Genomic DNA, 26212 nt, shown 5'->3' with positions numbered 1-26212 from the left:
CATATCAAAAAGGACACTCTATTATGTACATTGTTACAGGTGGCGCCGGTTTTATCGGCAGCAACATTATTAAGGCCCTAAATAACAAAGGTATTACCAACATTTTGCTGGTCGACGATCTAACAGACGGAAAGAAATGCCTGAATCTTTCTGATCTGGATATCGCTGACTATATGGATATGTATGATTTCCTAGACGCAATTAAAAATGGCACTCTAGGCATCGCTCCTAGTGCAGTATTCCATGAAGGTGCTTGCTCTGCTACCACAGAGTGGAATGGCAAATACGTAATGGATGTGAACTACCAATATTCAAAAGCGGTATTGGATTTTTGTTTAGAACATAAGGCACCTTTTTCATACGCCTCTTCTGCGTCAGTATATGGCTCAGGCCCGGTTTTCCAAGAGTCTCGCGAAAACGAAAAGCCCCTCAACATGTACGCCTACTCGAAATTCCAATTTGATCAATACGTACGCGCCATTTTACCTTCGGCGCAAAGCCAAATTGTGGGGTTTAGATACTTCAATGTGTACGGCCCTAGAGAGCAGCATAAAGGTAGCATGGCCAGTGTAGCCTTCCATTTACGCAATCAAGTATTAGCAGGTGAAAACCCTAAACTATTTGGTGCCTACGACGGCTATGAAGCCGGTGGACAAAGCCGCGACTTTATTTACGTTGAAGACCTAGTCAACACGAAACTTTGGTTCCTAGAAAACACCGATAAGAACGGCATCTTCAACTTGGGAACAGGTCATGCTGAACCTTTCAGAACAATTGCCGAAACCGTTATTAGTCATTATGGTAAAGGTGAAATTGAGTACATTCCTTTCCCTGAACACCTGAAAGGCGCTTACCAAAGTTTTACTGAGGCTGACATTAACAAGCTCCGCGAAGCTGGCTACCAAGGCAGTTTTAGAGGCCTAGCACAAGGTGTGCAAGACTACCTAAATTGGTTGGACAACAATGGCTAAATACCTCATTGTCGGCCCATCTTGGGTGGGTGACATGGTGATGGCGCAAAGCCTCTTTATATCGCTGGCTGAGCGAGATAAAGAGGCCATTATTGACGTGATTGGCCCTAACTGGTCTTTGCCTATTTTGGCTCGTATGCCAGAAGTGCGACGTGCTATAGCCCTTCCGACAGGTCATGGGGAATGGAGCATGTCGGTACGTAAAAAACTTGGCCAATCCCTACAAGACGAACAATACGACAAAGCCATAGTGATGCCTCGTTCATGGAAGAGCGCTCTAGTGCCATTTTTTGCTAAAGTAAAAAAACGGGTTGGCTTTCATGGCGAGCAGCGATATTTTTTGCTTAATGAGCGCCGCAAGCTAGACAAGAATATTCTCAACCAAACGGTTAAACGTTTTGTTTCATTGGGCTTACCTAATGATGAAGCTTACCCACCATCTAAACTGCCTCAACCAAAGCTGACCACAGATCCGAACAACCAAAGCAAGCTGTATCAAGCGCTAAAGTTAAGCCAGCGCCCTGCCCTTGCTCTTATGCCAGGAGCAGAGTTTGGACCGTCTAAACAATGGCCAATACAGTATTTTCGTGCTGTGGCTGAGCATGCGATTCAAGCAGGCTATCAAGTGTGGGTACTCGGTGGCCCGAAAGACCAGGCTGATGGTGACCAAGTTATTGATACTCTTGGTGAATATGCTATTAACCTATGCGGTAAAACCAGCTTAGTCGACGCCATAGATTTATTAGGAGCGGCAGAACAAGCGGTCAGTAATGATTCAGGCTTAATGCATGTTGCGGCAGCAGTCGGTACGAAAGTTCATGGCATTTACGGCTCGACCAGCGAGTTATTTACTCCTCCCTTAACGGATAACGCCAGCATCCATAACCTAAAACTTGATTGTTCACCTTGCTTTAAAAGGGAGTGTCCATTGGGGCACACGGACTGCCAAAATAAACTGCTACCCAGTCGAATTATTCAGGCCCTCAACATCTCTGGTGCGGAATCCATATCATGACACAAGCAACGACACCTACTCTGAGCGCAGCGTTAATTGTTAAAAACGAGGCTAAGAACCTCGATGCCTGTTTAGCCAGCCTAGTTGGCTGGGTTGACGACATAGTGCTACTGGATTCAGGAAGCACCGACAACACAGAAGAAATTGCTCGCCAGTACACACAAAGCTTTTATCATAAAACCGATTGGCACGGCTTTGGCCGCCAACGCCAAGCGGCCCAAGCGCTGGTAAAAACCGATTATATTTTATGGGTAGATGCAGATGAAGTAATTGGCGAGACCCTAAAAGCCAGTATTCTAGCGGCAGTGCAAGCTAATAAAGCCAACACAGCTTACAGTGTTAATCGCAAGAGCTGGGTGTTTGGCCGTTTTATTGAGCATTCGGGTTGGTATCCTGACCGAGTCACGCGACTCTACAAAATGGCCCAAGGACGTTATTCTGACGACCTAGTCCACGAAAAAGTGTTGCTTGATGAGGAAGTGCAAGTACTGCCACTAGCAGGCGATATGACGCACTATACCTATGACGACTTACACCACTATTTAGTAAAGTCCGCCTCTTACGCCAAACTGTCGGCAGATCAAAAACAACAAAGAGGCAAAACCTCTTCTTTAAGCAATGCCTGCTTACATGCCTTTGCTTGCTTCGTAAAAATGTATTTATTAAAAAGAGGCTTTCTAGATGGCAAACAAGGCTTTTTATTAGCCGCCTTGTCTGCTCATTCCACATTCATTAAATACGCTGACCTTTGGATTCGTTCACAAGCTAAACGGCCTGACTAACAGCCTCGATACAAGCTGATCAATTGATCTAAATGATGCTTTTGCCCAAAAAAGGCTTCTGCTCGTGCTCTTGAGGCCTGAGCAAGCCTGTTTCGCTCAGCCGGATTTTCGCACAAGGCATCTAATGCGTCGGCCATCCCTTGACAGTCAAAAGGGTCTATTAGCAGACCGCTATCTTCAAGTATTTCTGGAATAGCGCCATGGCTTGAACCAATGATGGCCTTTCCCACCGCCATGGCTTCGATCACAGTTAAACCAAAAGCTTCCATATAAGATGGGATCACCACAATATCCATAGCTTTTATTAAACTTTCAGGAGAGTCTGTGAAACCATAAAAGGTGACCTTGTTTTGTAAACCATGCTGCTCAACATAGTCTTGCAATTCTTTGACATACTTTTCATCACCCCCTTCCTGAGCCGTTAAACCACCCACAATCACCAGGTGGGCCCGCTCATGCTTCAGTAAGCTGAATGCCTCAAGTAACTCACCGTGTCCCTTACCATGGGACAAGCGACCAATAATGCCAATAATATTCATATTCGTCTGTAGCGCGAGTTCTTTTTTTAAATCCAGGTTACGTAAACCTGTTAGGTCTAATTGGGTACCGTGCCAGAGAGTGATATTTTTATCTTCAGGCACCGGCAAAGCTTTGACATTATTGCTTCTGGTAAAGTGACTGATTGATAGTAATAGGTCTAAATTTCGGTAGATAAATCTATGAAAGGCATCCTTCTTGTTGCGCCTCACACCCATGTGGTCTGTATAAATTAGCTTAAACCGACACAATTTTTTAAGCAGTACAGCCAGCACCAGATCACTGGATTTATGACAATGCACCTGAGTAATTCGATGCCTTTTAATCCATTTCGCTAAAGCAAATAAGTGTCGCAAACCATACCCTCGGCTGGGCAGTGTGAGTACCTCTTGATAAGCTTCTTGCATGCCTTGGGCGGTCGGAGTGTTTTCAAGAGCAATCCCAAACACCTGATGACCTGACTCTTTCATCGCCTTGCCTAAACGAATGGGGTACAGCTCAAGCCCACCAAAACCTGTCGAAATGCAAATATGGAGTACATTCAATGGATCTGCCATTAAGCTTGCTCCTGTAAGGATTCAAGCCAATTGCCAATGTCGTCAAAGCGACGGCTGACCTGTAATTGACTCAAAACGTCTTCCTGCTCAGTTGGTGTGAAGGGTAACCAACGCCCTGGTGAGTTAAGGGTTTTCCAACGCACAGGCGTTGAAGAGCGTTTACGGGGATAAAAACCAATGGTTGGCACATCTAGCGCGCCAGCAATGTGCAAGGGACCAGTTGAGCCAGCAATAAACAAATCCGCCAGCCCGATAGACAGCATAAAATCGGCTAAACCATCGTTTTTATCATATAAGCTGACGTGTTCAACTTTATCTTTTAAGGCTGTGACCAATTTTTGTGACTGCTCACTTTCACCAGGACCTGCCGTAATAACAAAATGCCAATCTGCCCGACTGGCAAGATAGACAGCCAGATCTACCCATTGCTGTTGATCAAGGGTATTAGAAGAGCCACCGGTGACAGGATGTATAAAGCAAGTTTTTCGCTCGCTCAACACCCCGGCAGCTTTCAGTTTGCTTTTCTGTTGCTCAAGGCTTGCTAAAGGGTAGTGAAACATCTTCTCAGAAGTTGGCACGGGCTGACCTTTTAACAAGTCGATAAAAAAGTTAGCTAAATCAAGGTTGTATTCAAACTCAGCTTTCAGAGATTGGGAGCGGCGCTGACGTAATCTATGGGTGTATAAGAACTGTACCCATTTTGTCCCTGGGGCAACTCGCACAGGAATATTAGCACGGCGAACTAAAGTCGCGTTGTACTGATCAGAAAATAAGCAAAGACAAGCATCAAAGTTGTGCGCTTTTAACTGTTTAGCCAGATTCGATTTCTGTGCAGGGTCTTTTGGATCAATAATCACATCATCAATCCATTGGAATTGCTCGGCAATCGCTTTTGTGTAATTTGGCACTAACGCCGTTACTTGCGCAGCAGGGAAAGCTTGCTTTATCGCTTGTATCGCAGGCAACGCCAGTACGAAGTCGCCTATTTTGTCGTTTCTTACGACCAAAATATTCTTTATTGAAGGCATATTTTTCCTATTAACCTGCGATCATTAAGTGACTATGCGTCATTACCAAATAAATCACGGGTATAAACCTTATCTTTTACATCCGCCACATCATCAGTGAGACGGTTCGCCACAATAACATCTGACATAGCTTTAAATGCGTCTAAGTCATTTACTACTTTAGAATTAAAGAATGTCTCTTCGCTGAGCACGGGTTCATATACAACAACGTCAATGCCCTTGGCTTTAATGCGCTTCATAATTCCTTGAATAGCAGATGCCCTAAAGTTATCTGACCCTGCTTTCATAACAAGACGATAAATACCCACTGTTTTAGGCGCTCTTTTCAGTATGGATTCGGCAATAAAGTCTTTACGAGTGACATTAGCGTCTACAATGGCGCGCACAATGTTGTTAGGCACCTTGTCGTAGTTGGCAAGCAATTGCTTGGTGTCTTTCGGTAAACAATAACCTCCATATCCGAAGGAAGGATTATTATAGTGGGGGCCTATGCGCGGGTCTAAGCTCACACCATCTATTATTTGTCGGCTATCTAAATCATGCGCTTCAGCATAACTGTCCAGCTCATTAAAGAAGGCAACTCGCATCGCCAAATAGGTATTAGCGAAGAGCTTTATTGCTTCAGCCTCGGTTGAGTCGGTGAATAGTATATCCACATCTTGTTTTTCTGCGCCACTTGCGAGCAACTCGGCAAACACCTTCGCTCGTTCCGACTGTTCGCCAACTATAATTCTGGATGGGTATAAATTGTCATGAAGAGCTTTGCCTTCACGCAAAAACTCTGGCGAGAAAATCAAATTATCGGTATTAAACTTGTCACGGGCTTTTTGAGTAAAGCCAACAGGCACGGTAGATTTAATTACCATGGTGGCGTGCGGGTTAATCTTTATGACATCTTGAATAACCGCTTCCACATGGCTGGTATTAAAATAGTTGGTTTGCGGGTCGTAGTCCGTTGGCGTCGCTATGATTACATAATCGGCTCCAACAAAAGCATCTTCTTGACTTAACGTGGCAACAAAATCGAGCTCTTCATGGGCTAAGTAACGTTCAATATCTTGGTCTTCAATTGGAGAAACCTTGTTATTCAGCATGTCCACTTTTTCAGGCACAATATCCAGAGCCACTACCTGATTCTGTTTCGCTAACAATAAGGCATTTGATATACCTACATAGCCCGTGCCTGCTACTGCTATTTTCATTCCTAAAACCCTAATCCTATTTGAGTGTGGTCATTTTATGTAGGTTGCCTATGGCTTTCAATGAACTTTCGATGAAATTATTCAAAGTCATGGGTTACTATTCAAATAGCATTAAGCCCTTTGAATAGTAAAGCAAATATCACCTTGTAAGCTCTCATTAGGAGACAACATTTGCATACCACCTAGTGCATCGCCCCACTCAGGTTCATTGAAGGCATTGGTTACATGGGTTACTGGCTCTAAACAAAAGTGCGGTTCATTTGGGCTGAAGATAACTAGATGACGAAACAAATCTGAAGCAGTTAACGTTAGGTAGTCAGCTCGTCCCGCCCAACGGATATCCGCAGCTCCTTGCCATTGAGTAAAATTGTTATCTAACCCTTTCGGTAAGACACCACTTGCCAGATCCGCTAAGGCAGGGTGGTCATTGCTATGTTGATTCGGGATATTTTCATCACTACCAAGCCAAATACCTTGGCAGCGAGTAGTAACAGACACTTCTTGCTGCGCATCAAAGTACGGATGTAACCCCATACCTGCTGGCATGGTTTTAGAAGATGTATTGGTTAATTTCAGGGTTACCTTCAAGCCAGACTCCAGCAGTTCAAACTTTTGTTCAGCTTGAAACTGAAACGGCCACCCATAGGACGCCACCTGCTCATGGGGCAAATTAAACATTAATGTGACACTGGATTGGCTTTGCTGTTGCACATCCCATGCTCCCATCCAGCTGTGTCCATGGATTAAGACTTCTCCTGGTATATTGCTGAGTAAGGGATATACCTCGCCTTCAATTGACAACTTATTATTGGCTATTCGATTAGAAAAAGGAAACAGAGGGAAACAGCCGGTACGAAATGCCTCAGGGGTCGCGTCAGACAAGTCCACACCAACTGGCCTAAGCCAATGACGAGTTTCTCCCAGCTCGTTCTGATCACTAAAAGATAAAATGGTACCACCCAATTCAGGGGAAATAACCGCTTTCATCCCTGACTTTTCCAATACAACTTCTTTCACTGTCATCCGCTACTCCTAATTATTATCTTTACTGAGCTTTAACATTCTTTTTGCCCATTGGCTCCATGAGCCAATATACACTTTTTCAGCTTCGATGCCTGCGTAATTTAATGCTAATACATTATGACAAGCCGTCACCCCCGAACCGCAATAATAGACAAAGTTTTCATATTGATCTCTTAAAGCTTGCCACTCATATGCCAATTCCTCGACACTTTTAAAAACGCCCAATCCAGTAAGGTTATCGGTAAAAGGACGATTGATTGCACCAGGAATATGGCCTGCCACTGGGTCCATTGTTTCATTTTCGCCAAGAAACCTATCTGCCGACCTTGCATCAACCAGTTGAAATCCAGCCGTTTCAAAGTTCTCCATCACCTGTTTTTCTGTGATTGCCCAAGGAAATGAAACGTCTATCTTTTGTTCCACTTTAGCAGCACAGGGCAACTCGGTTGAGATCGGCTGACCACTAGCCTGCCAAACAGGGAAGCCGCCATCAAGTACGCGCGCATGTATTTCTTGTTGCGACAACATCCACCAAGCTCGCGCTGCGATGGCTCCGCCCATATCATCGTACACCACAACTTGGCTATTTCGATCGATTCCCCAAGCCGCTAGCTGGTTACTAAAAACAGTCTCCTCTGGTAATGGGTGACGACCTGAATCAGGCGTTTCCGGCCCAGCTAGCTGTTCATGAAGATCCACAAAAAGTGCCGTAGGAATGTGGCCTTGTTCATATTCCTGGCGCCCCTTTTTATGATCGGTTAAATAAAAACGGCTATCCAATATCACCAGGTTAGGTTGCTCTATAATAGAAGCCAGCTCCTCTACTTGGATTAGACTTGGTCGTATCATTGCTCACCTCTTTAATTATTTGATGGTACCCAGACTCCACAATGCCACAGGTTTAACAAAATCTGAAACATCGTTTCCTATCTATTTTGGCAACTACAAGTTTGCTAAAATACAGCCCAAACCGAGTAAGTTAATGAGTTTACATGATACGCATCGACCTTTTAATTACCGAGCAAGGGCTTGCTAAGTCTCGCTCTCAAGCCCAATCTTTCATTCAAGCAGGCCGTGTCCAATACTTTGATGGTAATGCATGGCAACTTGTTGGCAAGCCTGGTTTAAAAGTCGCCCCTGAGACTCAGCTAAAGATCCAAGCAGACGCAACAGACAAATACGTTTCTAGAGGGGCTTTAAAACTGGAAGGTGCGCTAGAATACAGCCAATTGGATATCACAGGCTTTCATGTTCTAGATCTTGGACAATCCACAGGGGGGTTTAGTGATTGCGCTATCCAACAGGGAGCAGCCCATGTTGTCGGTGTGGAAGTTGGCCATGATCAACTCGATAAAACCTTAAGAAACCACCCCAACATCACCTGCCTTGAAGGGATTAACGCGCGCAATTTAACCCGCCAAGACTTAGGCAAACATTACCCTAAACAGGGCTTTGATTTAGTAGTAATGGATGTTTCTTTTATTTCCCAAACCAAAATATTGCCACAGCTTCCAGCATTATTAAAAAATAGTGGTCATTTGATAACACTTGTAAAGCCCCAATTTGAAGTTGGCAAAGAGTTTATTGGTAAAGGCGGCATAGTAAAAGACATGGGCCGAGTTAAACAGCTTGAGAAAGATATGAGTCTTTTTATTAGAAGCTTGGGGTTTCAAGTAGAGTGCTATATTAAAAGCAACATTAAAGGAGGTGACGGAAACCAAGAATACCTGCTCTGGGCCACATACCAGCCGGAGCTATAAACCGCATTGGGAGAAGGTCGTGATAGCTTAGCAACACCATAATTTTTTTATAGCCATGAAGAGGCCTTGGCTCACCTTTCCGTGTTTAAACTCTTCTTACAAGTGCTTTTTTCACCTTTTTTGTTTTTTTATTGTGATCTAAAAAGTGCAAAGAAAAAGAACTCACAGTCTTGGTAAATACACAATTTCATTTTTTAACCCTTAATTAAAATAATAATGTTAGGTTAAACACTCTTCTTACCATCTATTTAAATCTTTCTTCCTTATTTGTTTAATACTTCAACTTTCCTTATGAAATCGAACGATTTTGCGCATTTTATCGATTATACGAATCAAAAAGGGAAGCGCCTCCCAGCCTCTTTTTATTTTGATTTAAAAAGCTATTATACATTCCATCGAAAGCAAACATGCTTAATAAACAAAATCTAATCGGAAAATATATTCCGAAATATGAGGGGAAATATTATGAACACATTTAAAAAATCTGCCATCGCTCTTTTTGCTACTGCTGTTATGACTTCTGGTGCATTTGCAAACACAGACGACAGTCCAATTGAACAGGTACGTACCGCTAAAGCAGGCGTTGATGCTCTTGCTAAAACTCTTGAGCTTCAAGGCGTAGCGGTAGATGCCAGCGTTAATCTAAACGGTGCTCACACTTTCGCTGAAAAAGAAGCGGCTTACCAAGCTAAATATTCTGAGCTTCAAGCACAGTTTAATGCACTAAGCCAACAAAACTCTTAATCGCATTATTATTTGAATATTAATTTAACGAATTAAACTGAATTGAAAGGAAAGAATATTATGAACACATTTAAAAAATCTGCCATCGCTCTTTTTGCCACTGCTGTTATGACTTCTGGTGCATTTGCAAACACAGACGACAGCCCGATCGAACAAGTACGTACTGCTAAAGCAGGTGTTGATGCGCTAGCTAAAACTCTTGAGCTTCAAGGTGTAGCGGTAGATGCCAGCGTTAACCTAAGCGGTGCACATACTTTCGCTGAAAAAGAAGCAGCTTACCAAGCTAAATATGCTGAGCTTCAAGCACAATTTAACAACCTAGCGTCATAAGCTAGTTTAAAACCAAAATAAAGGCCGAATGTGATTCACATTCGGCCTTTTTATTATCCATGTATCACCTAAAACCGTGTGTCCGTTAGATGCGCAACGCCAATGTTTACATCAATATCCATTGGGATGATACGTCGCCTAATCGTAGGGCGCTGTTAGGCCGAAGGCCGTAATGCGCCGTTGGGTGCGCAACGCCAGCCCCTCCATGAATCTGGCGCGTCTATCAAGGCTTTAAAAGAATCCCAGTGGGTTTATGTCGTAGCTGACTAACATGTTCTTAGTTTGCTGATAGTGCTCTAGGGCCATTTTATGGGTTTCTCGCCCTACTCCAGACTTCTTGTAGCCACCAAATGCTGCATGAGCTGGGTAATGGTGGTAGCAGTTCATCCAAACTCGACCTGCTTCTAATGAGCGCCCCATTCGATATGCAAGGTTGGTATCACGAGTCCAAACACCCGCTCCTAACCCAAACTCACTGTCATTGGCTATGGCAAGAGCTTCCTCTTCATTTTTAAAGGTTGTGACACTGACGACAGGTCCAAAAATTTCTTCTTGGAAAATTCGCATGTCATTATCACCCTTAAACAAAGTTGGCTGTATGTAATACCCCTTTAACCCATCAATCGCCTCAACATCGCCCCCGGCAAGTAGCTCAGCACCTTCATTTTTACCGATATCTATGTAGTTCATAATGCGATCGAACTGCCCCTGTGAAACCTGTGCCCCCACTTGAGTGTCTGTATCTAATGGGTTACCACGTTTTATAGTTTTCATGCGCTCAATCACTAAAGCAGTAAACTCGTTATAAATATCTTCTTGAATTAGCGCCCTAGAAGGACAAGTACAGACTTCACCCTGGTTAAAGAAGGCCAGTACTAACCCTTCAACACATTTATCAATGTAGGCTTCTTCTTGTTGCATAATGTCGGAGAAGTAAATATTCGGCGATTTGCCGCCTAACTCAACCGTAGACGGAATAATATTCTCGGCCGCACATTTGAGAATATTTGAGCCCACTGGTGTGGAACCGGTAAAGGCAATTTTGGCTATGCGCTTACTTGACGCCAAAGCCTGCCCTGCCTCTTTACCGTAACCATTAACAATATTCAGCACACCTGGCGGCAATAGGTCTTGGATTAATTTCACCACCTCTAAGATCGAAGCTGGAGTCTGCTCTGCAGGTTTCAATACGACACAGTTGCCACCCGCTAGTGCCGGAGCTAATTTCCATGCTGCCATTAAAATAGGGAAATTCCAGGGGATGATTTGACCCACAACACCAAGGGGCTCATGAAAATGGTAGCTTACGGTATGCTCATCAAGCTCTGCCGCGCTGCCCTCTTGGGCTCGTAAGCAACCTGCAAAATAACGAAAGTGATCAACGGCTAAGGGAATGTCTGCGTTTAGCGTTTCTCGCACAGCCTTACCGTTATCCCAAGTTTCGGCCACCGCCAGCATTTCAAGATTCTGCTCTATGCGATCAGCAATTTTTAATAAAATACTAGAACGTTCAGTGACCGATGTTTTCCCCCAAGCGGACCTCGCTTTATGGGCTGCATCTAAAGCGAGATTAATATCTGCTTCACTGGAGCGAGGAATACGACAAAAAACTTCCCCATCTACAGGACTCACATTGTCGAAATACTCGCCATTACAAGGCGCTAGCCACTCACCGCCAATGAAATTGCCATATTCCGCTTGAAAACTCATAAGGCTACCAGGCATACCAGGTTTTACATAGATCATGACCTTGTTCTCCATCTTATTGTTGTTTTGTTCAAAGGAAGACCCTTTCATTTACAAATTAGATGAAGCTTTTAAGCTTGGCTTGCCTGTAAGTCCAGATGTGTTATCCGATAGTCCTGCTTATTCATTAGCTTGTCGCTAGATATTGACCTAAGGCCATTCTCAAGCCATGATGACTGATCAAGTTTTCGCCACACCATACAACAATAATAGGGGGTGTTTATGAGTCGCCTTGCGTCTATGGAAAGCCTTTTACAGTCATGTAAACGCTCTCCTGTGCAGCTCATTGAAAATCGAGTCGCCTTTGCCGGCCCTGATGCCGAATTAAGTATTTATGATACCTATGAGCAAGCCGAAAAGGTCAGCTTAAAAGCAGACTCTTTGCTCTACTGCGGCATGGTATCTGGCGCGAAAACCATGCATACAGCACAAGATGAAAGCCTTCCTTTTATGCCTCACGAGTCTTTTGTACTGGCTCCTAATGAAGAGGTCTTTATTGATTTTCCTGAAGCGCAGCTGTCTAAGCCCACCACCTGTTTAACCATCTCTATTTCAAATGAAAGAATCATGCAAATTTGTGATCGTATGAACGATGTAATGAGTACTTCGTCACCATCTCATACCGACCTAGACCCGAACAAGCCATTGCACACGATACACAGTCAAGCCACTCAACAAGTATTAGACAGGCTGACCAGCCACTTTATTCAGGATGATCCAGATCGAGATTTATTAGTCGACTTTGGCGTGAACGAATTGGTAACTCGAATACTGAGATACCACGGGCGTAATGCATTAATTGAATTGAGCCAAAAGACACCTGATCATAACGGACTAAGCAGTGTCATCCACTGGATAGAGCACAATCTTTCCCGCCCCCTCGATGTGTACCAACTTGCTAAAATGGCGTGTCTAAGTCGCAGTGCTTTCTACGAACACTTTAAGCGTGTTGTTGGTTGTACCCCTTTGGAGTATCAACACCAACGTCGAATGGCAAAGGCATATCAGTTACTGCAGCAACAGCAAACCGTAACCCGCGTTTGTTATGAGCTAGGCTATCAAAGTTTGAGCCATTTTAGTCGCCGCTTTCATCAACATTTTGGCATGCCACCAAAGCAAGTTTTACAACAGCACTCCAGTGCCCACTGAAAGTCTTACGGTTCACTAAAATATGCGTTTAAAACAAGGTATGATTTACTTTATTTATTAAAGTAAGTTGTCCTATGTCTGCTGATTCTCTTAGCTCACTGCCTATCACGTCCCTCATTCCTGACCTTCTCATGCAATTAAGGCGTTATGATGAAGCTTTATTAGAAGCGGCCCCTGGGGCAGGTAAAACAACCGCTATTCCGTTAGCGTTATTAGGAGAAGACTGGCTAAAAGGTCGTAAAATTATTGTATTAGAGCCTCGCCGCTTAGCCGCCAAAAGCGCTGCTCAAAGACTCGCAGACAACCTAGGAGAACCCCTCGGTCAACAGGTGGGTTTTCGCATTCGCCATGAAAACAAAGAAAGCAAGGAAACTAAGATCCTAGTGGTGACCGAAGGGGTTTTAACGCGCATGCTACAAGACGATCCAAGCCTTGAGGACGTAGCACTGGTTATTTTCGATGAATTTCATGAAAGAAACCTACACTCTGATTTAGCACTTGCCCTGTGTTTACAAGCTCGGGAGTTATACCGCGACGAGACCCCTTTAAAGCTTCTCATCATGTCAGCCACATTAGACACTCAAGAGCTATCACAAAAGCTTGCTTGTACCCATCTAAAGAGTGACGGTAGAAGCCACCCTGTAGAACTCATTTATAGCAACAAAACCTTAAAAACAGCCGATGTGGTAAACGAAGTAATTGCATTAACGCGTCGGGCTCTTCATGAACAAAGTGGTAGCATTTTGGTCTTCTTACCTGGACAAAAAGAAATACGTTATGTCCAGCAACAACTTACAGACCAGCTTAACGGGCAAGACGCCATACACATTCTTCCACTATACGGCGAGCTAAGTTTGAAAGAGCAAGAGCAAGTTATTCGCCCAGCCGCGCCTAATGAAAGAAAGGTCGTTCTAGCCACGGCAATAGCCCAAACCAGTTTAACCATCGATGGTATCCGCGTTGTGATTGATAGCGGACTTAGCAGAGAAGCCCAGTTTGATGCGAAGACAGCCACAACTAGGCTGGTTACTCGCAAAGCAACCCAAGCTGAAACCACACAAAGAATGGGCCGAGCGGGTCGTACGCAGGCTGGTATCTGTTATCGTTGGTGGAGTGAGAACGCACAACAGTTATTAGCTCAACAAGCCCAACCTCAGATCGAATGTGTTGATTTAAGCCACCTTGTTCTCAACCTCGCCCAATGGGGCGTACAGGATAGATTAGAGCTTAATTGGGTTACCCCGCCCCCATTTGCCCATTTTGAGCAAGCCGTAGATTTGCTTCGTGCTCTCAATGCTTTGCAACCTGCAGACCTTGCCCTTACAAGACAAGGTGAACAGATGACCAAACTGAATTTAGACCCAAGGCTCGCCAAACTAATGATTATAGGAAAAAGCTTTGGACAAGCCGCCTTGGCAAGCCAAACCTGTGCTCTGCTTTCAGAAGGTGATCCGTTACGCCATTCAGACAGTTCAATGGAACAACGACTTAACTGGCTAGCAGGTTCGCAAAACAAAGAGACAGCTCGCCCTAAATTTCTCTATGAAAAGTCCGCCCAACAATGGCTAACTCGTGTTGAAAATCTTGCCATTGAGCCAGTGCTGGATCCGCCGTCAAAACATGCCACCTTAGGGATACTTCTAGCAGCGGCCTATAGTGATCGAATCGCAAAACGCCTAGATCCGAGTGGGTCACCAGAAAAAGTACGCTATAAACTTGCCAATGGACGTATTGCCACCCTAAATAATGGTGACCCAAATGCGCAATATGAGTACTTAGTCGCTCCGCAAATCAGCGGTTTTAAAGGCCAGCAAGAAGACCGTATTCATTTAGCGCAAGCCCTAGATATGGGGCTAATAAAAGAATACCTTGGTCATTTAATTACACAACAAAACCGAGTGCTTTGGTCAAAAGAACAAGCTCGCTTAATCAGCCTTGAGCAGAGCTTTATAGGGAAACTATGCATTGCGCAAAAGCCAACTAAAAAACTTAATGAGGCCCAAATAAGCCAAACCGTTATTGAGCATATACGACAACAAGGGCTCAACTGCTTACCTTGGGACGATCACAGCAAACAGTTAATCGCCAGAGTAGGCTTTGCTCAAAAATTTGACTCTAATCACTGGCCGGATTGGAGTCATACAGAGCTTTTGCGCCAATTGGAAGACTGGCTCGCGCCTTATTTAAGCAAGGTTACTACCCAAGCCGCTCTTGATAAGCTCGATATGTACAGCATTTTACTAAACAGTTTAAGTTGGGAATTACAGAGTAGGCTCCAACAATTTATCCCAGAGCGGTTAGCGGTAGCTTCTGGACACCAACATAAAGTGGATTACCAAAAAGAGCCTCCTGTACTCAGTGTGAAACTCCAAGAGGTTTTCGGTATGACTCAAACACCGCAAATTTTGGGACAAAACGTGTCTTTAGAGTTGCTGTCTCCAGCCCAACGACCTTTAGCCATCACTCGGGATTTGCCTTTTTTTTGGCAGGAAACCTACCCAAGTATCAAAAAGGAAATGCGCGGACGGTACGTGAAGCACCCTTGGCCAGATGACCCTCTTAGTGCCCTTGCGACAGCAAAAACTAACCGCGCCCTAAGGTCTTAAAGTTTGAAGCCCTTTCTCAGCCAAACGTTGACTTAATTGGGTATTTTTATGGTGGTTGGGGCTCCAGCCTAAAATGAAACGATGAAAATCCGCCCAAGCGATGTAAAACAAACCCTGCCACTCATTTACAACCTGCTGAGCCAATGCCTGGCTTTCTCCTTGCGCTAACAAGGCTTGAGCCAACTCATCAAAATAAAACTCAAGTAAATAGTCGAGTTCTATACTGAGCACGTCTTCGGTAAGCGCACTGCCAAGCAAATACGCTAAATCCTGTACTCCCACGCCCGCCCCTATGTATTGAAAGTCCACCGCTGCGGCATTTTTGCCGTCTTCAGACAAACAAAAGTTTGCCACCTTCGCATCCCCATGAACTAAACATTTGAAACGGCTTTGGGCCAGTTGCTCACTGAGGCGATGTGCGCCGTTTTTCAACGGGCCCTCTGCCATTACCTGCCATTCATCCATACGAGTACTCAAGTGCCAATAAGTCCCCTCTGACCATAGACCTAATGGCCAACTAGACTGCGGAGTATCTTGAATAAAACGACTATGAAATCGTGCTAACCAAACAATACATGCCTCTAACTGTCGCTGCCTATGCTCGTTATCAAGCGTCTGATAACGGCTGCTGTACCCTGACTGGTCGAGATCTTCCAAAATCAATAGGCTGATCCTCTGTGCCTCGTCTCGGTAACTACCTAAACATTTCGCCACTTTGAAATTATTTGCAGGGTCCGTAAACCAGTTTTCATATGCTGCCTGCTCAACTTGGTAAGAACGTATTTTGCGCTGCTGGGCATGTTCTGAATTCCAACCTCTTGGGTGAGAGGGTGTCTCAGGAAACTGCCCTAATTTAACGACAATGCTGTTATAGTAAAAATCCTCTTCTCGCTCTTTATAGTGATAACGCACTATTTCACCATAGCCACTCCATAGACTCTGTATTCTTTCTTTACGTATAAGCTGGCAAGCATTCAATTGGCGCTTGATACAAATTTCTGGAGTCATAACACTAACCACTCATTTCCTTTGAATAACAACGAAAATTTACAAAAACACACATAAAATCTCTCATAATATTTGCTAATAACCATTTGCGGTATGTAATCCTCATCAAGTCATGATTTAATATCCGCTTTGTCTTCTTAAGGTGCAGGATAACCAAAAACATGGCTAGTAATAACCGTCTTTCTAATGAAAAACTCTTTAATATTGGCGTCAACTTAGTTAAATTCGCTTGGGTTGTTGAAATTCTAGCCGTCTCTATTGGTTTTCTTATCTCTATTATCGTTTCTTATTCTGTGTATGCAGAACTCAATCGTACAGATAACCACATGAGTTTTGGTGATTACAGCAGCATTTTAGTGGCCGCTTTACCTTTCGTTCTCGTTGCTGTGGTAGAGGCCGCTAAAATTCCTGTGGCTACCGCCATGATGTATGCCAAGCACTTTTCTTGGCGCTTGTTATTTTTTATTGGCTTGGTATTGCTAGCCTCCATTACTTTTGAAACCATGCTAAACGGCTTCGAGCGCAACTTTTCTGGTCTCAACATCACCATAGATGAAAGAAAGAATGAAGCACTTCTCATTCAAGGAAAAATTGATGATTTAGAAAACCGAAAAACGGAAATTAACGTGATTGACCCAGAAGAAGTAGACAGTAACTATCAACAGTCTTCAGGGGTTGCTAACAGCAACTATTACCAAACCCTCGATCGCCAACGCAGTCATATTGCCCAGCAAATTGCTCAACTTGACTCAGAAAATGAAAAAATACAAGAGTATCAAGCTGAAATCTCCGAGTTAACTCGCAAAGAGCGCGACATATATGACGCTTGGGACAGAGACCGTAATGAGCTTCAAGCGCGTTTACGTGGTCTTCTGAATAGCTACGTATCGAATTCTCAAAGTGAACGCGAACAACTGCAAAAAGAGTTAGATGACTTAAAAGCAGAAATGGAAAGAGAAGTAGCCGATGCTGGCTTTTTTACCCGCTCGCAAGTGGAAAAGAAATACCGTCAGTTAGTTGCCGAGAAAGAAGCTCGACTTTACGATGTGTCTGACCGTACCGGTGGCCAAGAAGCACTGCAAAAACAAACTGAAACTGAACAACAGCTTCAAAACCAGCTACAGGTTCTAGGGCGTACTTATCAAAGCCGTATTGATATTGGCCGTGCTCGAATTACTTATTTAGAAAACCAAATCGCATCGGAAGCCACTGGCAATGAAGAAAAGAAAAATGCCGTCCGAGCCAGTTTTGATCGAATTGCAGCGCAGGCTGAGTCGACTCGAGTTAATACCATTAACATTGCTCTAAATGAGCGCAACAAACAACTTTCAGAATATGAAGTCATTCAACAGGAAGTGAGACAGCTTGATGAGGCTATTTTCCAGCTAAACCAAGAACAAACTCAGATTCGCCATGAAATTAACCGCCTAGTAAACTCTAACCAAATTTATCGCCTTGCCGCTTACGTTGCTGACAAAGAACAAGCGATTGAGGTACCCAAATCGACCGTTGGTTTTGTCGCTTTAGTATGGTTTTCTTCATTGGCCTTTATTAGTGCCGTTACCGGTGTATTCTTAGCAATTGCAGGGCTATATATGCAACGTGTTTATGCTAAGTCTGAAGATAACACACCGCCACCAGCTAATACCCAACAACAAGACTCTGGTGAACCTCTTCACTCCGTAGCTTAACTCACTTAATAACAGCATTTACCTATTCCTATAGGTAAATGCTTGTTCTAACGTTTATTTTCCATTTTAAAAAATAATTAAATTTCTACAGCGCTAGCAACAAATTTGTCATACACTCTCAATAGAGTATGAATAAAGAATGTGAGGCAGTGCTTCTGAATACACTATTTTATTTTTTACATACTACCCCTGCTCATGCATCTCTACGATTGCAGGAATATATTCAGCTCACGCTACGCAGCATCGCTCTACCCTCTCCTTTAATCTCTAATCACCATTTGCTCAGATCGCTAAATCTCTCTCAACCTAAATCTTGTTACCTATTACAGGAGTGAAGTTTATGGAAAAAATTTACGTTCTCGATACCAATGTTCTGTTACATGATCCTTTGGCCATCTACGCTTTCGCCGAGCATAAAGTCGTTATCCCAATGACCGTTCTTGAAGAGCTCGATGTTATTAAAGACAGACGCGACAAAGATGTGAGCAGAGAAGCTCGCTTGGCTATCAATACAATCGATAAGATTGTCGGAGATGCTTCGCCGAAAGCATTACAATCTGGGGTCCCTATTCGGATCCTTGCTGACTCGAACGAAGACGCTGAGGAAATAATGGGCGAAGGTTCTTTAGCCATTTACCCAGATCAAATGATCAGTAATACAGACAACATTCCATTCTTAAACGGTAACCATGATCACGCTAATGACAACCGTATTATTAATGTGGGGCTGAGCTTACAGGCTACCAACCCACGTTCTTCTGTGTGCTTGGTCACCAAAGATATTAATATGCGTATCAAGGCCAAAGGCTCGGGTCTTGAGCGAGTGGAAGATTATAAGAAAGACCGAGTTCTAGATGACCTAGACTTAATGAGCAAGGGCTACATCCAATTCGATGGCAGTTTTTGGAGCCGTGTTGATAGTGTAAAAACGGAAAGCCATGGTCGCCATACGGTTCACGTCATTGCAAAAACAAACCTACCTACACTGTATTTAAATATGTTCATTATTGATGAAGAAGACTTTGTCGGATTTGTCGTTAACATGGACAAAGAGTTTGTATACTTAATTGATATTAATAAACAAAACCTAATGCACCAAAGTTTCTGGGGAATTAACCCTAGGAACTTAGAACAAGCTATGGCGTTTTATTTACTTCGTCACGACAACTCTGATCTCATGATAATGACAGGTCCGGCAGGCTCAGGTAAAACCTTACTTGCCTTAGCTTATGGCCTGCAAGTCACGATGGAAGAGAAACGTTTTAACAAAATCATTGTGGCTCGATCCACTCCACCTATGGCCGAAGACATTGGTTTTCTACCTGGCACAGAAGAAGAAAAAATGGCCCCTTGGCTGGCAGCTTTTGACGATAACCTAGAAATTCTGCATGGTGCCGATGAACATGCCTTTAGTAGTATCGACTATGTAAAGCAAAAGGCTAACATCCAGTTTAAATCATTAAATTTCATGCGGGGCCGCTCTTTCAACAATGCCTTGATCATTGTTGACGAAGCTCAAGGTTTAACTCAATTTCAACTAAAATCCATTGTGACCCGCATAGGCAGCAATTCAAAAATCATTGTGTTAGGCAACCTTGCTCAGATAGATAACAAGTACATTACCCCATTAACCTCTGGGTTAACCTATCTGGTTGAAAAATGTAAATCTTTTAAATATGCGAGCATCATGCATGTAAATGGCATTGAACGTAGCCGACTTGCTGAATTTGCTGAAGAAAATTTATAAGGAACAGCACAAACAAAAAAGGGAAGACCAAGTCTTCCCTTTTTAAACACTATTAAGACAGCTTACTGAGAAACGGATTTCGCCAACTCAGTAATTTCGTCCCATTTACCTGCCTGAACCAGATCAACAGGAACAATCCAAGAACCGCCTACACACAACACATTTGGTAAGGCTAGGTATTCACGGAAGTTGCCTGCACCAATACCACCAGTTGGGCAGAAACGAATTTGTGACAATGGGCCACCGAATGCTTTAAGCGCTTTCACGCCGCCATTCACTTCCGCTGGGAAGAATTTGAAGTGATCGTAGCCATACTCCATTCCTAAAAGAATATCAGAAATGGTTGCGACTGCAGGCAAATAAGGAATGTCGTACTCTTTACCCACGGCGAGCAAATCAGCGGTCATGCCAGGACTAATGATAAACTGAGATCCAGCCTCTACAGCTTGAATGTATTGCTCACGCGAACATACTGTACCCGCACCCACAATGGCTTCAGGAACTTCTTTACGAAGCGCTGTAATGGCTTCAAGTGCAGCAGGTGTGCGCATAGTCACTTCTAGTACAGGCACACCGCCTGCTACTAAAGCTTTCCCCAAAGCAACGGCTTGTTCAGCATTATCAACAACAATAACAGGAACAACCGGGGTCGCTGTCATCACTTGTTCCGCAGTATAAGATGTACTCATCCTAGTATCCTTTTTTATTCGAACTTAATAGTCGTGCCAGTTACGGCCATCTTTAATTGGCAGTGCCATAGAAGCTGCTGGTCCCCATGAGCCGGAAGCATACTCTTTTGGACGCTCGCTAGTTTGATTCCAAGCGTCCATAATGCCATCCACCCACTTCCAAGCGGCTTCTACTTCGTCATAACGCATAAATAAGGTCGCATCATCGCGCATTACATCAAGCAATAGACGCTCATACGCTTCTGGGCTACGTTTATTTTGGAAGGCCTCTGTCAGACTTAAGTTCAAGTCAACAGGTTGTAAGTTCATACCTTCACTTGCGCCTGGTACCTTATTCATGACCGTTAACGAGATCTTCTCTTCTGGTTGCAAGCGAATAATCAGCTGATTACGCTGCAATTGACGATGACTTTCGTCACTGAAGATACTATGTGGCACCGCTTTATATTGTATTACAATTTCAGAGTAACGTTGACCTAAACGTTTACCTGTACGTAAATAAAATGGTACGCCAGCCCAGCGCCAGTTATCTATGTCTGCTCGCAAAGCTACAAATGTTTCCGTACGAGACTCTGGATTACTGCCTTCTTCGTCAAAATAGCCGACAACACCCTTACCTTTAATCTGACCTTGAGCGTATTGGCCTCGTACTGTTTTGGTATACGCATTAGCACCTAGGATGGGGCGCAATGCTTTCAGCACTTTAATTTTTTCGTCACGCACTGAATCTGCGTCCATACGACCTGGTGGTTCCATTGCGACCAAACATAGCAACTGAACTAAGTGGTTTTGAACCATATCGCGCATGGCGCCAGCTTTATCGTAGTAACCCCAGCGCCCTTCTACACCAACGGTCTCAGCGACGGTGATCTGCACGTTATCAATGTGCGCGCTAGACCATAGTGGTTCAAACAAGGTGTTACCAAAGCGAATAGCCAATAAGTTTTGTACTGTTTCCTTACCTAGGTAGTGGTCAATACGAAATACTTGTTTCTCGCTGAAGTTCTTCATTACTTCATTATTGATAGCGCGAGAAGAAGCTAGGTCACGGCCCAGGGGTTTTTCAAGCACCACACGCATACGTTCTTGGTTCAAATTACAATTTGCTAAAGAAGAACAAATTGAACCAAATAGATCAGGCGAGGTAGCAAGATAGAAAACAACGTCGCGATCATCACCACCAACATTATTTTCATTTAAGCGTTTAAAGTCACTTTCTTGTTGAGCATCAACAGAAATATAGCTTAGGCGCTCTTTGAATCTTGGCCAGGTTACTTCATCCCCAACACTAGATGGGACAAACTCATCTAACGCGGTACGAATTTTGGCTTGGTAGTCTTCTGCACTTACTTCACGACGAGAGGCACCAATAATACGGGTGCTAGGAGCAAGTAAACCATCCATATCTAGGTGGTACAAAGCGGGCAACAACTTACGCATTGCAAGGTCACCACCACCACCAAATATTACTACATCACAGGCTTTTAAACTGGCCTTCATTATCTTATCTCCAACTAAATCTAGGCTTTTGACACTAGATGGGAAGCATAACAAGCACATCCCATCAGCCCTGGGTATTCAGACATCACTACAAAAGTCGGAATAGGGGTAACATACGCTTTCATACGACCTTTATCTTGCATCGCTTCTCGAAAGCCACTAGCTAATATTTCATTTACATATCGAGGAACAATACCACCGGTAATGTACACTCCACCACGCGCTTCTACGGTAAGAGCAAGATCTCCTACAACACGACCAAGAAAGACAAAAAATTGCTCTAACGCCGCCTTGGCAATGGGGTCATTCCCCGCTTTCACTGCTTTCCCTATTTCCGGTGCCGTTAAACGGGCTTGCTTTCCTTCTTGCCACACTAAGGCCTCATAAATGTTTTCTAAGCCCATGCCGGATAGAACACGCTCTGCTGACACTCTATGATGACGCTTACGTAAGAAACTGAGTATGGCATCTTCTACCGGAGTGCAGGCACTCAGATCAACATGACCTCCTTCACCCGGTAAAATGTAATTCGGCCCATCAAATTTTGGAATAACACAGGAGACACCAAGCCCTGTACCAGGACCAAGTACCCATGCAGGTTGAGCTTTGTCTAGATGTTGTGTATCCCCAATGGCGACCAATTCGCTGTCAGGAATAACTTGTAAAGCATGACCTAACGCATCATAGTCGTTTAATAGTGCGACGCTCTTAGACTCGCCAAAGAAGGTTTGAACTTGCTCACGGGTAAAAGACCAAGGGTTGTTTGAAAAACGGATCACCTCTTGGTTAACCGGCCCTGCGATAGCGAGCACGACGGCATCTATATTCGCCATATCCACTTCACTTGACTCGATGTAAGCTTCCACCGCATCAAAAAAACTCGAATAGTTTTCACAAGGAAATACTTTTACCGCTTCGGGCGTAAACTGATGAATCGGAACCAATGCAAAACGTGCATTTGTGCCGCCCAAATCAGCGATCAACGCGTGGGACATGGATCTATCCTCAAAGATTTTTTTGAAATTTTACAACAAAAACAACACAAAAAACACCAATACACAGGATAAATCTCAATTATTTTGTAATAAAATTACAAACTATCTTAACTTATTCAAAAACTTGAACACCTTAGTGGGTACAGATCTTTTACGGTTGTTTTTATATTCATACAGTCGTTCATCTGCAACTTTAAGCAATTGCTTATAATTGCTCGGGGCGTCTCCAGACATGCTCGCGCCACCATAACTGATCGTAATAGGCACTAAATTTGACTTATACCTGAGAGGATTCGACTGCAAGTACTCCTGGATGGACTCAGCCACATGAATAGCTTGGTCGTAACTTTTTCCCGGCATAACAAAAACAAATTCATCCCCGGCAAAGCGAAATGCTAGCCCTTGTCTATGAACATATTTGAGTAACCGCTTTGCAATGTATTCTAACACTTCATCACCGCAATTATGCCCCAAAGTATCATTAATTGACTTAAAGGCATCACAGTCTATAAAGACCGCTGTCAAATCTCTACCCTGATTCTTAGAGCGCAGGAATTCCCGGTCTAACATCAACTCTAATTGTCTACGATTCAACAAACCTGTTAGAGGATCACGGGTAGCAAGATATTCAAGCTTTTCTCGTGCTGAAACATTACTTAAGCAAATGGAAATTTTAATGGCCAATTGATCCAGTAAAAACGTATCTTTGGTAGCAGCATCATAACGGCTACTGTCTGCATCGGCTTGACAAAAGAAGCCCACTAATTCGCCATCCATCGTCAGTGGGGATATAGCAACAGATGAGATAATGCTTCGATAGGTATCAGGTATAATCTCTCGGCAGCGCTCTAAATCTGAGTTAACAAGAATCGTCTTATTGCCTGATTTGATAATATCAATCATGTGCCTACGCTGAGTAAACAAGACACGATCACGTAAATCGGGCATTTTTTCGAGGCTTTCCGCCAAATGCGAGAGTGGCGCTTCGTTGATTAAATTTACCCAAACATAAGGTACATTAAACTGCTTTTGAACCTCTTTGGTTAAGGTCGAAACAAATTGATCACAACGCCCAATAGAAAGAATACATCTTTCTATTTCAAAAAACTTAAGCGCAATTTGTTCATTGCGCCTAACATTGTCTATCAGTTCATCGATATTATGCATGCATCATGTTTCAACGGACTTATTAGTCTCGCCTTCCTCATAAGTAACCCAAACCATACGAAACGATTGATCTATAATGCATTATAGTACGATGCTTAAGCAATATGAGCCATCTTTAGTTAATAATAACTGGGTTATTTTTGTCTTTTTCACTTTTAACTTTAGAATTTTAGCTACGTGCCGTTAAGATTATTACTTGAATCTCACTAGGGTTAACATGAATATTCGCGGCGTTGTTGAAACTCAGCTCACTCAGAGAAGCCAGCCAGGCCAGCCTGTTAATGGTAACGCTCAGTTTGCTTTATTTATGAGCCTATTCAACCAACCGGGGCCAGCAACACTAGAAGCTGAGGATACCTTTGTTCAACATGAGCCACATGCTGTTGTGCGTCCGACTCAATTCTCCCACAGCATTGCTAACAACCCTACAGCCAATATTGCCCTAATTAAAGCACTAGGAGAAGAACCATTAGCCAGTGGCCCAGCTTACCAGCTTGATGTTATCGAAACGCTAGAACACCAGATCAATACTAGGGTTTAACCTTACAAAGACTAAATAACCTACTCCAAGCTTGAGCATGAGCTTGGGAAGCCCGCTGATATCTTTTCCAGCCCCCATTTGGCTCAGTAAAGCTTAATAAACTCACATAATCAGATAAGGCTTTTGGCAAAGGCGGCAAAGTATTCATAAGCTGATTAAAGAGTGGCAAAACTTCATAGGCACTGCTATTCAACCTGGCCATATAAGGCTGAAGCAAATCGATGTACTGGTCTTTAAATACTGTCCTTAAAAAGCTTAATGGCGGCCCACATAAGGTATGGTCTTGTATCGCTAAACTCTGAGACACGGCCAGCAAATAACTTTCTAAATGCATTAAACTCATCAACATGCGACCAAAGTATTCACTATCAGACAAGGTTTTTAAATCCTCTTCAAACTGTTCACTCTCGATTAAGGGTAGTTGGTCGAGTTTTTGCGCAATAACAACTAAGCGTTGCAGTGCTGCAAGGAGCTCACCGTCATGAGCCGTTGAGTGGCTCATAGGAATAAGGCCATTTGAGAGGCTAAAAAAGCCACTACTGTCTTGGTCATTGAACAGGGCATTAGCCAGCGCTTTGGATAATTCGGCTCGTTTTGCTTGAGCGACATTTGACAGTTCTGCAGCCAAATCATCATCATGAATCTCACAGCTCTCAATTGCTCTGACAATATTTACTTCATATAAAAAGCGTTGGCTATGAGTCATAACTCGACCCAACACGCTGTTTCTTTTACCTGCAAGATAACCTACATCACACCGTTGTAGGGATAAGAAATCAAGCAGACTGATATCAAACTCAGACATATTAAGTAAGCGATTTCTTAAGGCTGGATAGATCTGCCAATCTAAAGCTGGGGGTTGGGAAAGATCAATAAACTGAGAGCGCTTTAAGTTCGTGAAATAGTGGTCTAGATGCTCTTTCGCAACAAATCGGTTATCACATCCTACCAATACCAATAGTATAATAATGCCAACTAAATAAGACTGAGCTTTAAGGCAATAATTCATGACTGAGCAACTCTTTGAAAAAAGAAAAAAACTATCAGAAACCCGCGTAGCAAAAATGGTATTCCCATCCACAACCAATCACTATGATACCTTGTTTGGTGGGATTGCTTTGCAATGGATGGATGAAGTTGCCTATATTGCTGCGACACGTTTTTCGCGTAAAACAATGGTCACTATTTCAACTGAGCAAGTCGATTTTACTCGCCCCATTCCTTCGGGAATCTTAGTCGAATTAGTTGCAAAAGTCGTTCATGTGGGACGCACCTCCCTCAAAGTTGAGGTGTCAATTTTCTTAGAGCAACTAGACAGCGATGTACGTATTAAAGGCGTCACTGGGCATTTCAACTTTGTTGCCGTTGATCAAAATAGAAAGCCCATTCCCATTTTTGATGAGAACGGGCCTGCTTAATCAAAC

General features: G+C 43.4%; 24 protein-coding genes. 12 read left to right on the top strand and 12 right to left on the bottom strand.

Features of this window, described 5'->3' with window-relative positions; translation table 11 throughout:
- Positions 1-23 precede the first annotated feature (23 nt).
- Genes rfaD through ACYVGZ_RS06295 form a run of 3 tightly spaced genes read left to right on the top strand, consistent with a single transcriptional unit; the run spans position 24 to position 2768 of the window.
- Complete coding sequence (gene rfaD, locus ACYVGZ_RS06305; protein ID WP_460752778.1) at positions 24-971, top strand: ADP-glyceromanno-heptose 6-epimerase; 948 nt, start codon at positions 24-26, stop codon at positions 969-971.
- Positions 964-1986 (top strand): lipopolysaccharide heptosyltransferase II, encoded by a 1023-nt coding sequence (gene waaF, locus ACYVGZ_RS06300; protein ID WP_460752775.1) that lies wholly within the window; start codon positions 964-966, stop codon positions 1984-1986. Before rfaD ends, waaF begins: the two co-directional genes overlap by 8 nt.
- Positions 1983-2768: a glycosyltransferase family 2 protein gene (locus ACYVGZ_RS06295; RefSeq protein WP_460752773.1), complete on the top strand. Its 786-nt coding sequence runs from the start codon at positions 1983-1985 to the stop codon at positions 2766-2768. The genes waaF and ACYVGZ_RS06295 overlap by 4 nt, the downstream gene beginning before the upstream one ends.
- On the opposite strand, the gene ACYVGZ_RS06290 is transcribed toward ACYVGZ_RS06295, so the two are convergent.
- The 5 genes from ACYVGZ_RS06290 to ACYVGZ_RS06270 all read right to left on the bottom strand — a co-directional run bounded on the left by ACYVGZ_RS06290 (position 2765) and on the right by ACYVGZ_RS06270 (position 7964).
- The gene (locus tag ACYVGZ_RS06290) at positions 2765-3862 is read right to left on the bottom strand and encodes a glycosyltransferase family 4 protein (RefSeq protein WP_460752770.1); all 1098 of its coding nucleotides are present in this window, start codon (positions 3860-3862) and stop codon (positions 2765-2767) included. The two genes, ACYVGZ_RS06295 and ACYVGZ_RS06290, sit on opposite strands and share 4 nt — an antisense overlap.
- Positions 3862-4890 carry a glycosyltransferase family 9 protein gene (locus ACYVGZ_RS06285; RefSeq protein WP_460752768.1) on the bottom strand — a complete coding sequence of 343 codons (1029 nt, stop codon included), beginning with the start codon at positions 4888-4890 and terminating at the stop codon, positions 3862-3864. The genes ACYVGZ_RS06290 and ACYVGZ_RS06285 overlap by 1 nt, the downstream gene beginning before the upstream one ends.
- A gap of 32 nt (positions 4891-4922) precedes the next feature.
- Entirely contained in the window at positions 4923-6092 is a 1170-nt protein-coding gene (locus ACYVGZ_RS06280) for a nucleotide sugar dehydrogenase (protein ID WP_460752765.1), read from the bottom strand.
- Between the two features lie 111 nt (positions 6093-6203).
- Entirely contained in the window at positions 6204-7115 is a 912-nt protein-coding gene (locus ACYVGZ_RS06275; protein WP_460752762.1) for an aldose 1-epimerase, read from the bottom strand.
- A gap of 9 nt (positions 7116-7124) precedes the next feature.
- Positions 7125-7964, bottom strand: a complete 840-nt coding sequence (locus ACYVGZ_RS06270; RefSeq protein WP_460752759.1) for a sulfurtransferase — start codon at positions 7962-7964, stop codon at positions 7125-7127.
- A 143-nt stretch (positions 7965-8107) separates the two neighbouring features.
- Between ACYVGZ_RS06270 and ACYVGZ_RS06265 the strand changes: the two genes are divergently transcribed.
- The 3 genes from ACYVGZ_RS06265 (at position 8108) to ACYVGZ_RS06255 (ending at position 9949) form a co-directional block, all read left to right on the top strand.
- Positions 8108-8875, top strand: a complete 768-nt coding sequence (locus ACYVGZ_RS06265; protein ID WP_460752756.1) for a TlyA family RNA methyltransferase — start codon at positions 8108-8110, stop codon at positions 8873-8875.
- A gap of 465 nt (positions 8876-9340) precedes the next feature.
- Positions 9341-9619: a hypothetical protein gene (locus ACYVGZ_RS06260; RefSeq protein WP_460752754.1), complete on the top strand. Its 279-nt coding sequence runs from the start codon at positions 9341-9343 to the stop codon at positions 9617-9619.
- Positions 9620-9679: 60 nt separating this feature from the next.
- The gene (locus ACYVGZ_RS06255; RefSeq protein WP_460752145.1) at positions 9680-9949 is read left to right on the top strand and encodes a hypothetical protein; all 270 of its coding nucleotides are present in this window, start codon (positions 9680-9682) and stop codon (positions 9947-9949) included.
- A gap of 231 nt (positions 9950-10180) precedes the next feature.
- On the opposite strand, the gene exaC is transcribed toward ACYVGZ_RS06255, so the two are convergent.
- Positions 10181-11695, bottom strand: a complete 1515-nt coding sequence (gene exaC, locus ACYVGZ_RS06250) for an acetaldehyde dehydrogenase ExaC (RefSeq protein WP_460752751.1) — start codon at positions 11693-11695, stop codon at positions 10181-10183.
- A gap of 222 nt (positions 11696-11917) precedes the next feature.
- On the opposite strand from exaC, the gene ACYVGZ_RS06245 reads away from it, so the two are divergent.
- Both ACYVGZ_RS06245 and hrpB read left to right on the top strand, forming a co-directional pair.
- Positions 11918-12844: a helix-turn-helix domain-containing protein gene (locus ACYVGZ_RS06245; protein WP_460752748.1), complete on the top strand. Its 927-nt coding sequence runs from the start codon at positions 11918-11920 to the stop codon at positions 12842-12844.
- Positions 12845-12918: 74 nt separating this feature from the next.
- Positions 12919-15450: an ATP-dependent helicase HrpB gene (gene hrpB, locus ACYVGZ_RS06240; RefSeq protein WP_460752745.1), complete on the top strand. Its 2532-nt coding sequence runs from the start codon at positions 12919-12921 to the stop codon at positions 15448-15450.
- Here the strand turns inward: hrpB and ACYVGZ_RS06235 are convergent.
- The gene (locus ACYVGZ_RS06235; protein ID WP_460752741.1) at positions 15439-16458 is read right to left on the bottom strand and encodes a phosphotransferase; all 1020 of its coding nucleotides are present in this window, start codon (positions 16456-16458) and stop codon (positions 15439-15441) included. The genes hrpB and ACYVGZ_RS06235 overlap by 12 nt on opposite strands.
- 161 nt (positions 16459-16619) lie before the next feature.
- On the opposite strand from ACYVGZ_RS06235, the gene ACYVGZ_RS06230 reads away from it, so the two are divergent.
- Together ACYVGZ_RS06230 and ACYVGZ_RS06225 are read left to right on the top strand one after the other, a co-directional pair.
- Positions 16620-18149, top strand: a complete 1530-nt coding sequence (locus ACYVGZ_RS06230; protein WP_460752738.1) for a GtrA domain-containing protein — start codon at positions 16620-16622, stop codon at positions 18147-18149.
- 340 nt (positions 18150-18489) lie between these two features.
- The gene (locus tag ACYVGZ_RS06225; RefSeq protein ID WP_460752735.1) at positions 18490-19896 is read left to right on the top strand and encodes a PhoH family protein; all 1407 of its coding nucleotides are present in this window, start codon (positions 18490-18492) and stop codon (positions 19894-19896) included.
- Positions 19897-19958: 62 nt separating this feature from the next.
- Here ACYVGZ_RS06225 and ACYVGZ_RS06220 read toward each other — a convergent pair whose 3' ends face one another.
- The 4 genes from ACYVGZ_RS06220 to ACYVGZ_RS06205 all read right to left on the bottom strand — a co-directional run bounded on the left by ACYVGZ_RS06220 (position 19959) and on the right by ACYVGZ_RS06205 (position 24247).
- Positions 19959-20585, bottom strand: coding sequence for a bifunctional 4-hydroxy-2-oxoglutarate aldolase/2-dehydro-3-deoxy-phosphogluconate aldolase (locus ACYVGZ_RS06220; RefSeq protein ID WP_460752732.1), 627 nt, complete (start codon positions 20583-20585; stop codon positions 19959-19961).
- A gap of 24 nt (positions 20586-20609) precedes the next feature.
- Positions 20610-22085 (bottom strand): glucose-6-phosphate dehydrogenase, encoded by a 1476-nt coding sequence (gene zwf / locus ACYVGZ_RS06215; protein ID WP_460752728.1) that lies wholly within the window; start codon positions 22083-22085, stop codon positions 20610-20612.
- 20 nt (positions 22086-22105) lie between these two features.
- Positions 22106-23080: a glucokinase gene (gene glk, locus ACYVGZ_RS06210; RefSeq protein ID WP_460752725.1), complete on the bottom strand. Its 975-nt coding sequence runs from the start codon at positions 23078-23080 to the stop codon at positions 22106-22108.
- A 102-nt stretch (positions 23081-23182) separates the two neighbouring features.
- Positions 23183-24247, bottom strand: a complete 1065-nt coding sequence (locus tag ACYVGZ_RS06205) for a diguanylate cyclase (protein ID WP_460752723.1) — start codon at positions 24245-24247, stop codon at positions 23183-23185.
- Positions 24248-24464: 217 nt separating this feature from the next.
- Here ACYVGZ_RS06205 and ACYVGZ_RS06200 point away from each other — a divergent pair, with 217 nt between their 5' ends.
- A complete protein-coding gene (locus tag ACYVGZ_RS06200; protein WP_460752720.1) occupies positions 24465-24788 on the top strand; it encodes a hypothetical protein in 324 nt (107 codons plus the stop codon).
- Here ACYVGZ_RS06200 and ACYVGZ_RS06195 read toward each other — a convergent pair.
- Positions 24778-25797: a DUF3080 family protein gene (locus ACYVGZ_RS06195; RefSeq protein WP_460752717.1), complete on the bottom strand. Its 1020-nt coding sequence runs from the start codon at positions 25795-25797 to the stop codon at positions 24778-24780. The genes ACYVGZ_RS06200 and ACYVGZ_RS06195 overlap by 11 nt on opposite strands.
- Here ACYVGZ_RS06195 and ACYVGZ_RS06190 point away from each other — a divergent pair.
- Positions 25796-26206 carry an acyl-CoA thioesterase gene (locus tag ACYVGZ_RS06190; RefSeq protein WP_460752715.1) on the top strand — a complete coding sequence of 137 codons (411 nt, stop codon included), beginning with the start codon at positions 25796-25798 and terminating at the stop codon, positions 26204-26206. The two genes, ACYVGZ_RS06195 and ACYVGZ_RS06190, sit on opposite strands and share 2 nt — an antisense overlap.
- Positions 26207-26212 lie beyond the last annotated feature (6 nt).

The sequence above is a fragment of the Marinomonas epiphytica genome (assembly GCF_054780655.1).
Note: the sequence above shows the minus strand (reverse complement) of the source record. Positions and strands in the feature narration are given on the sequence as shown.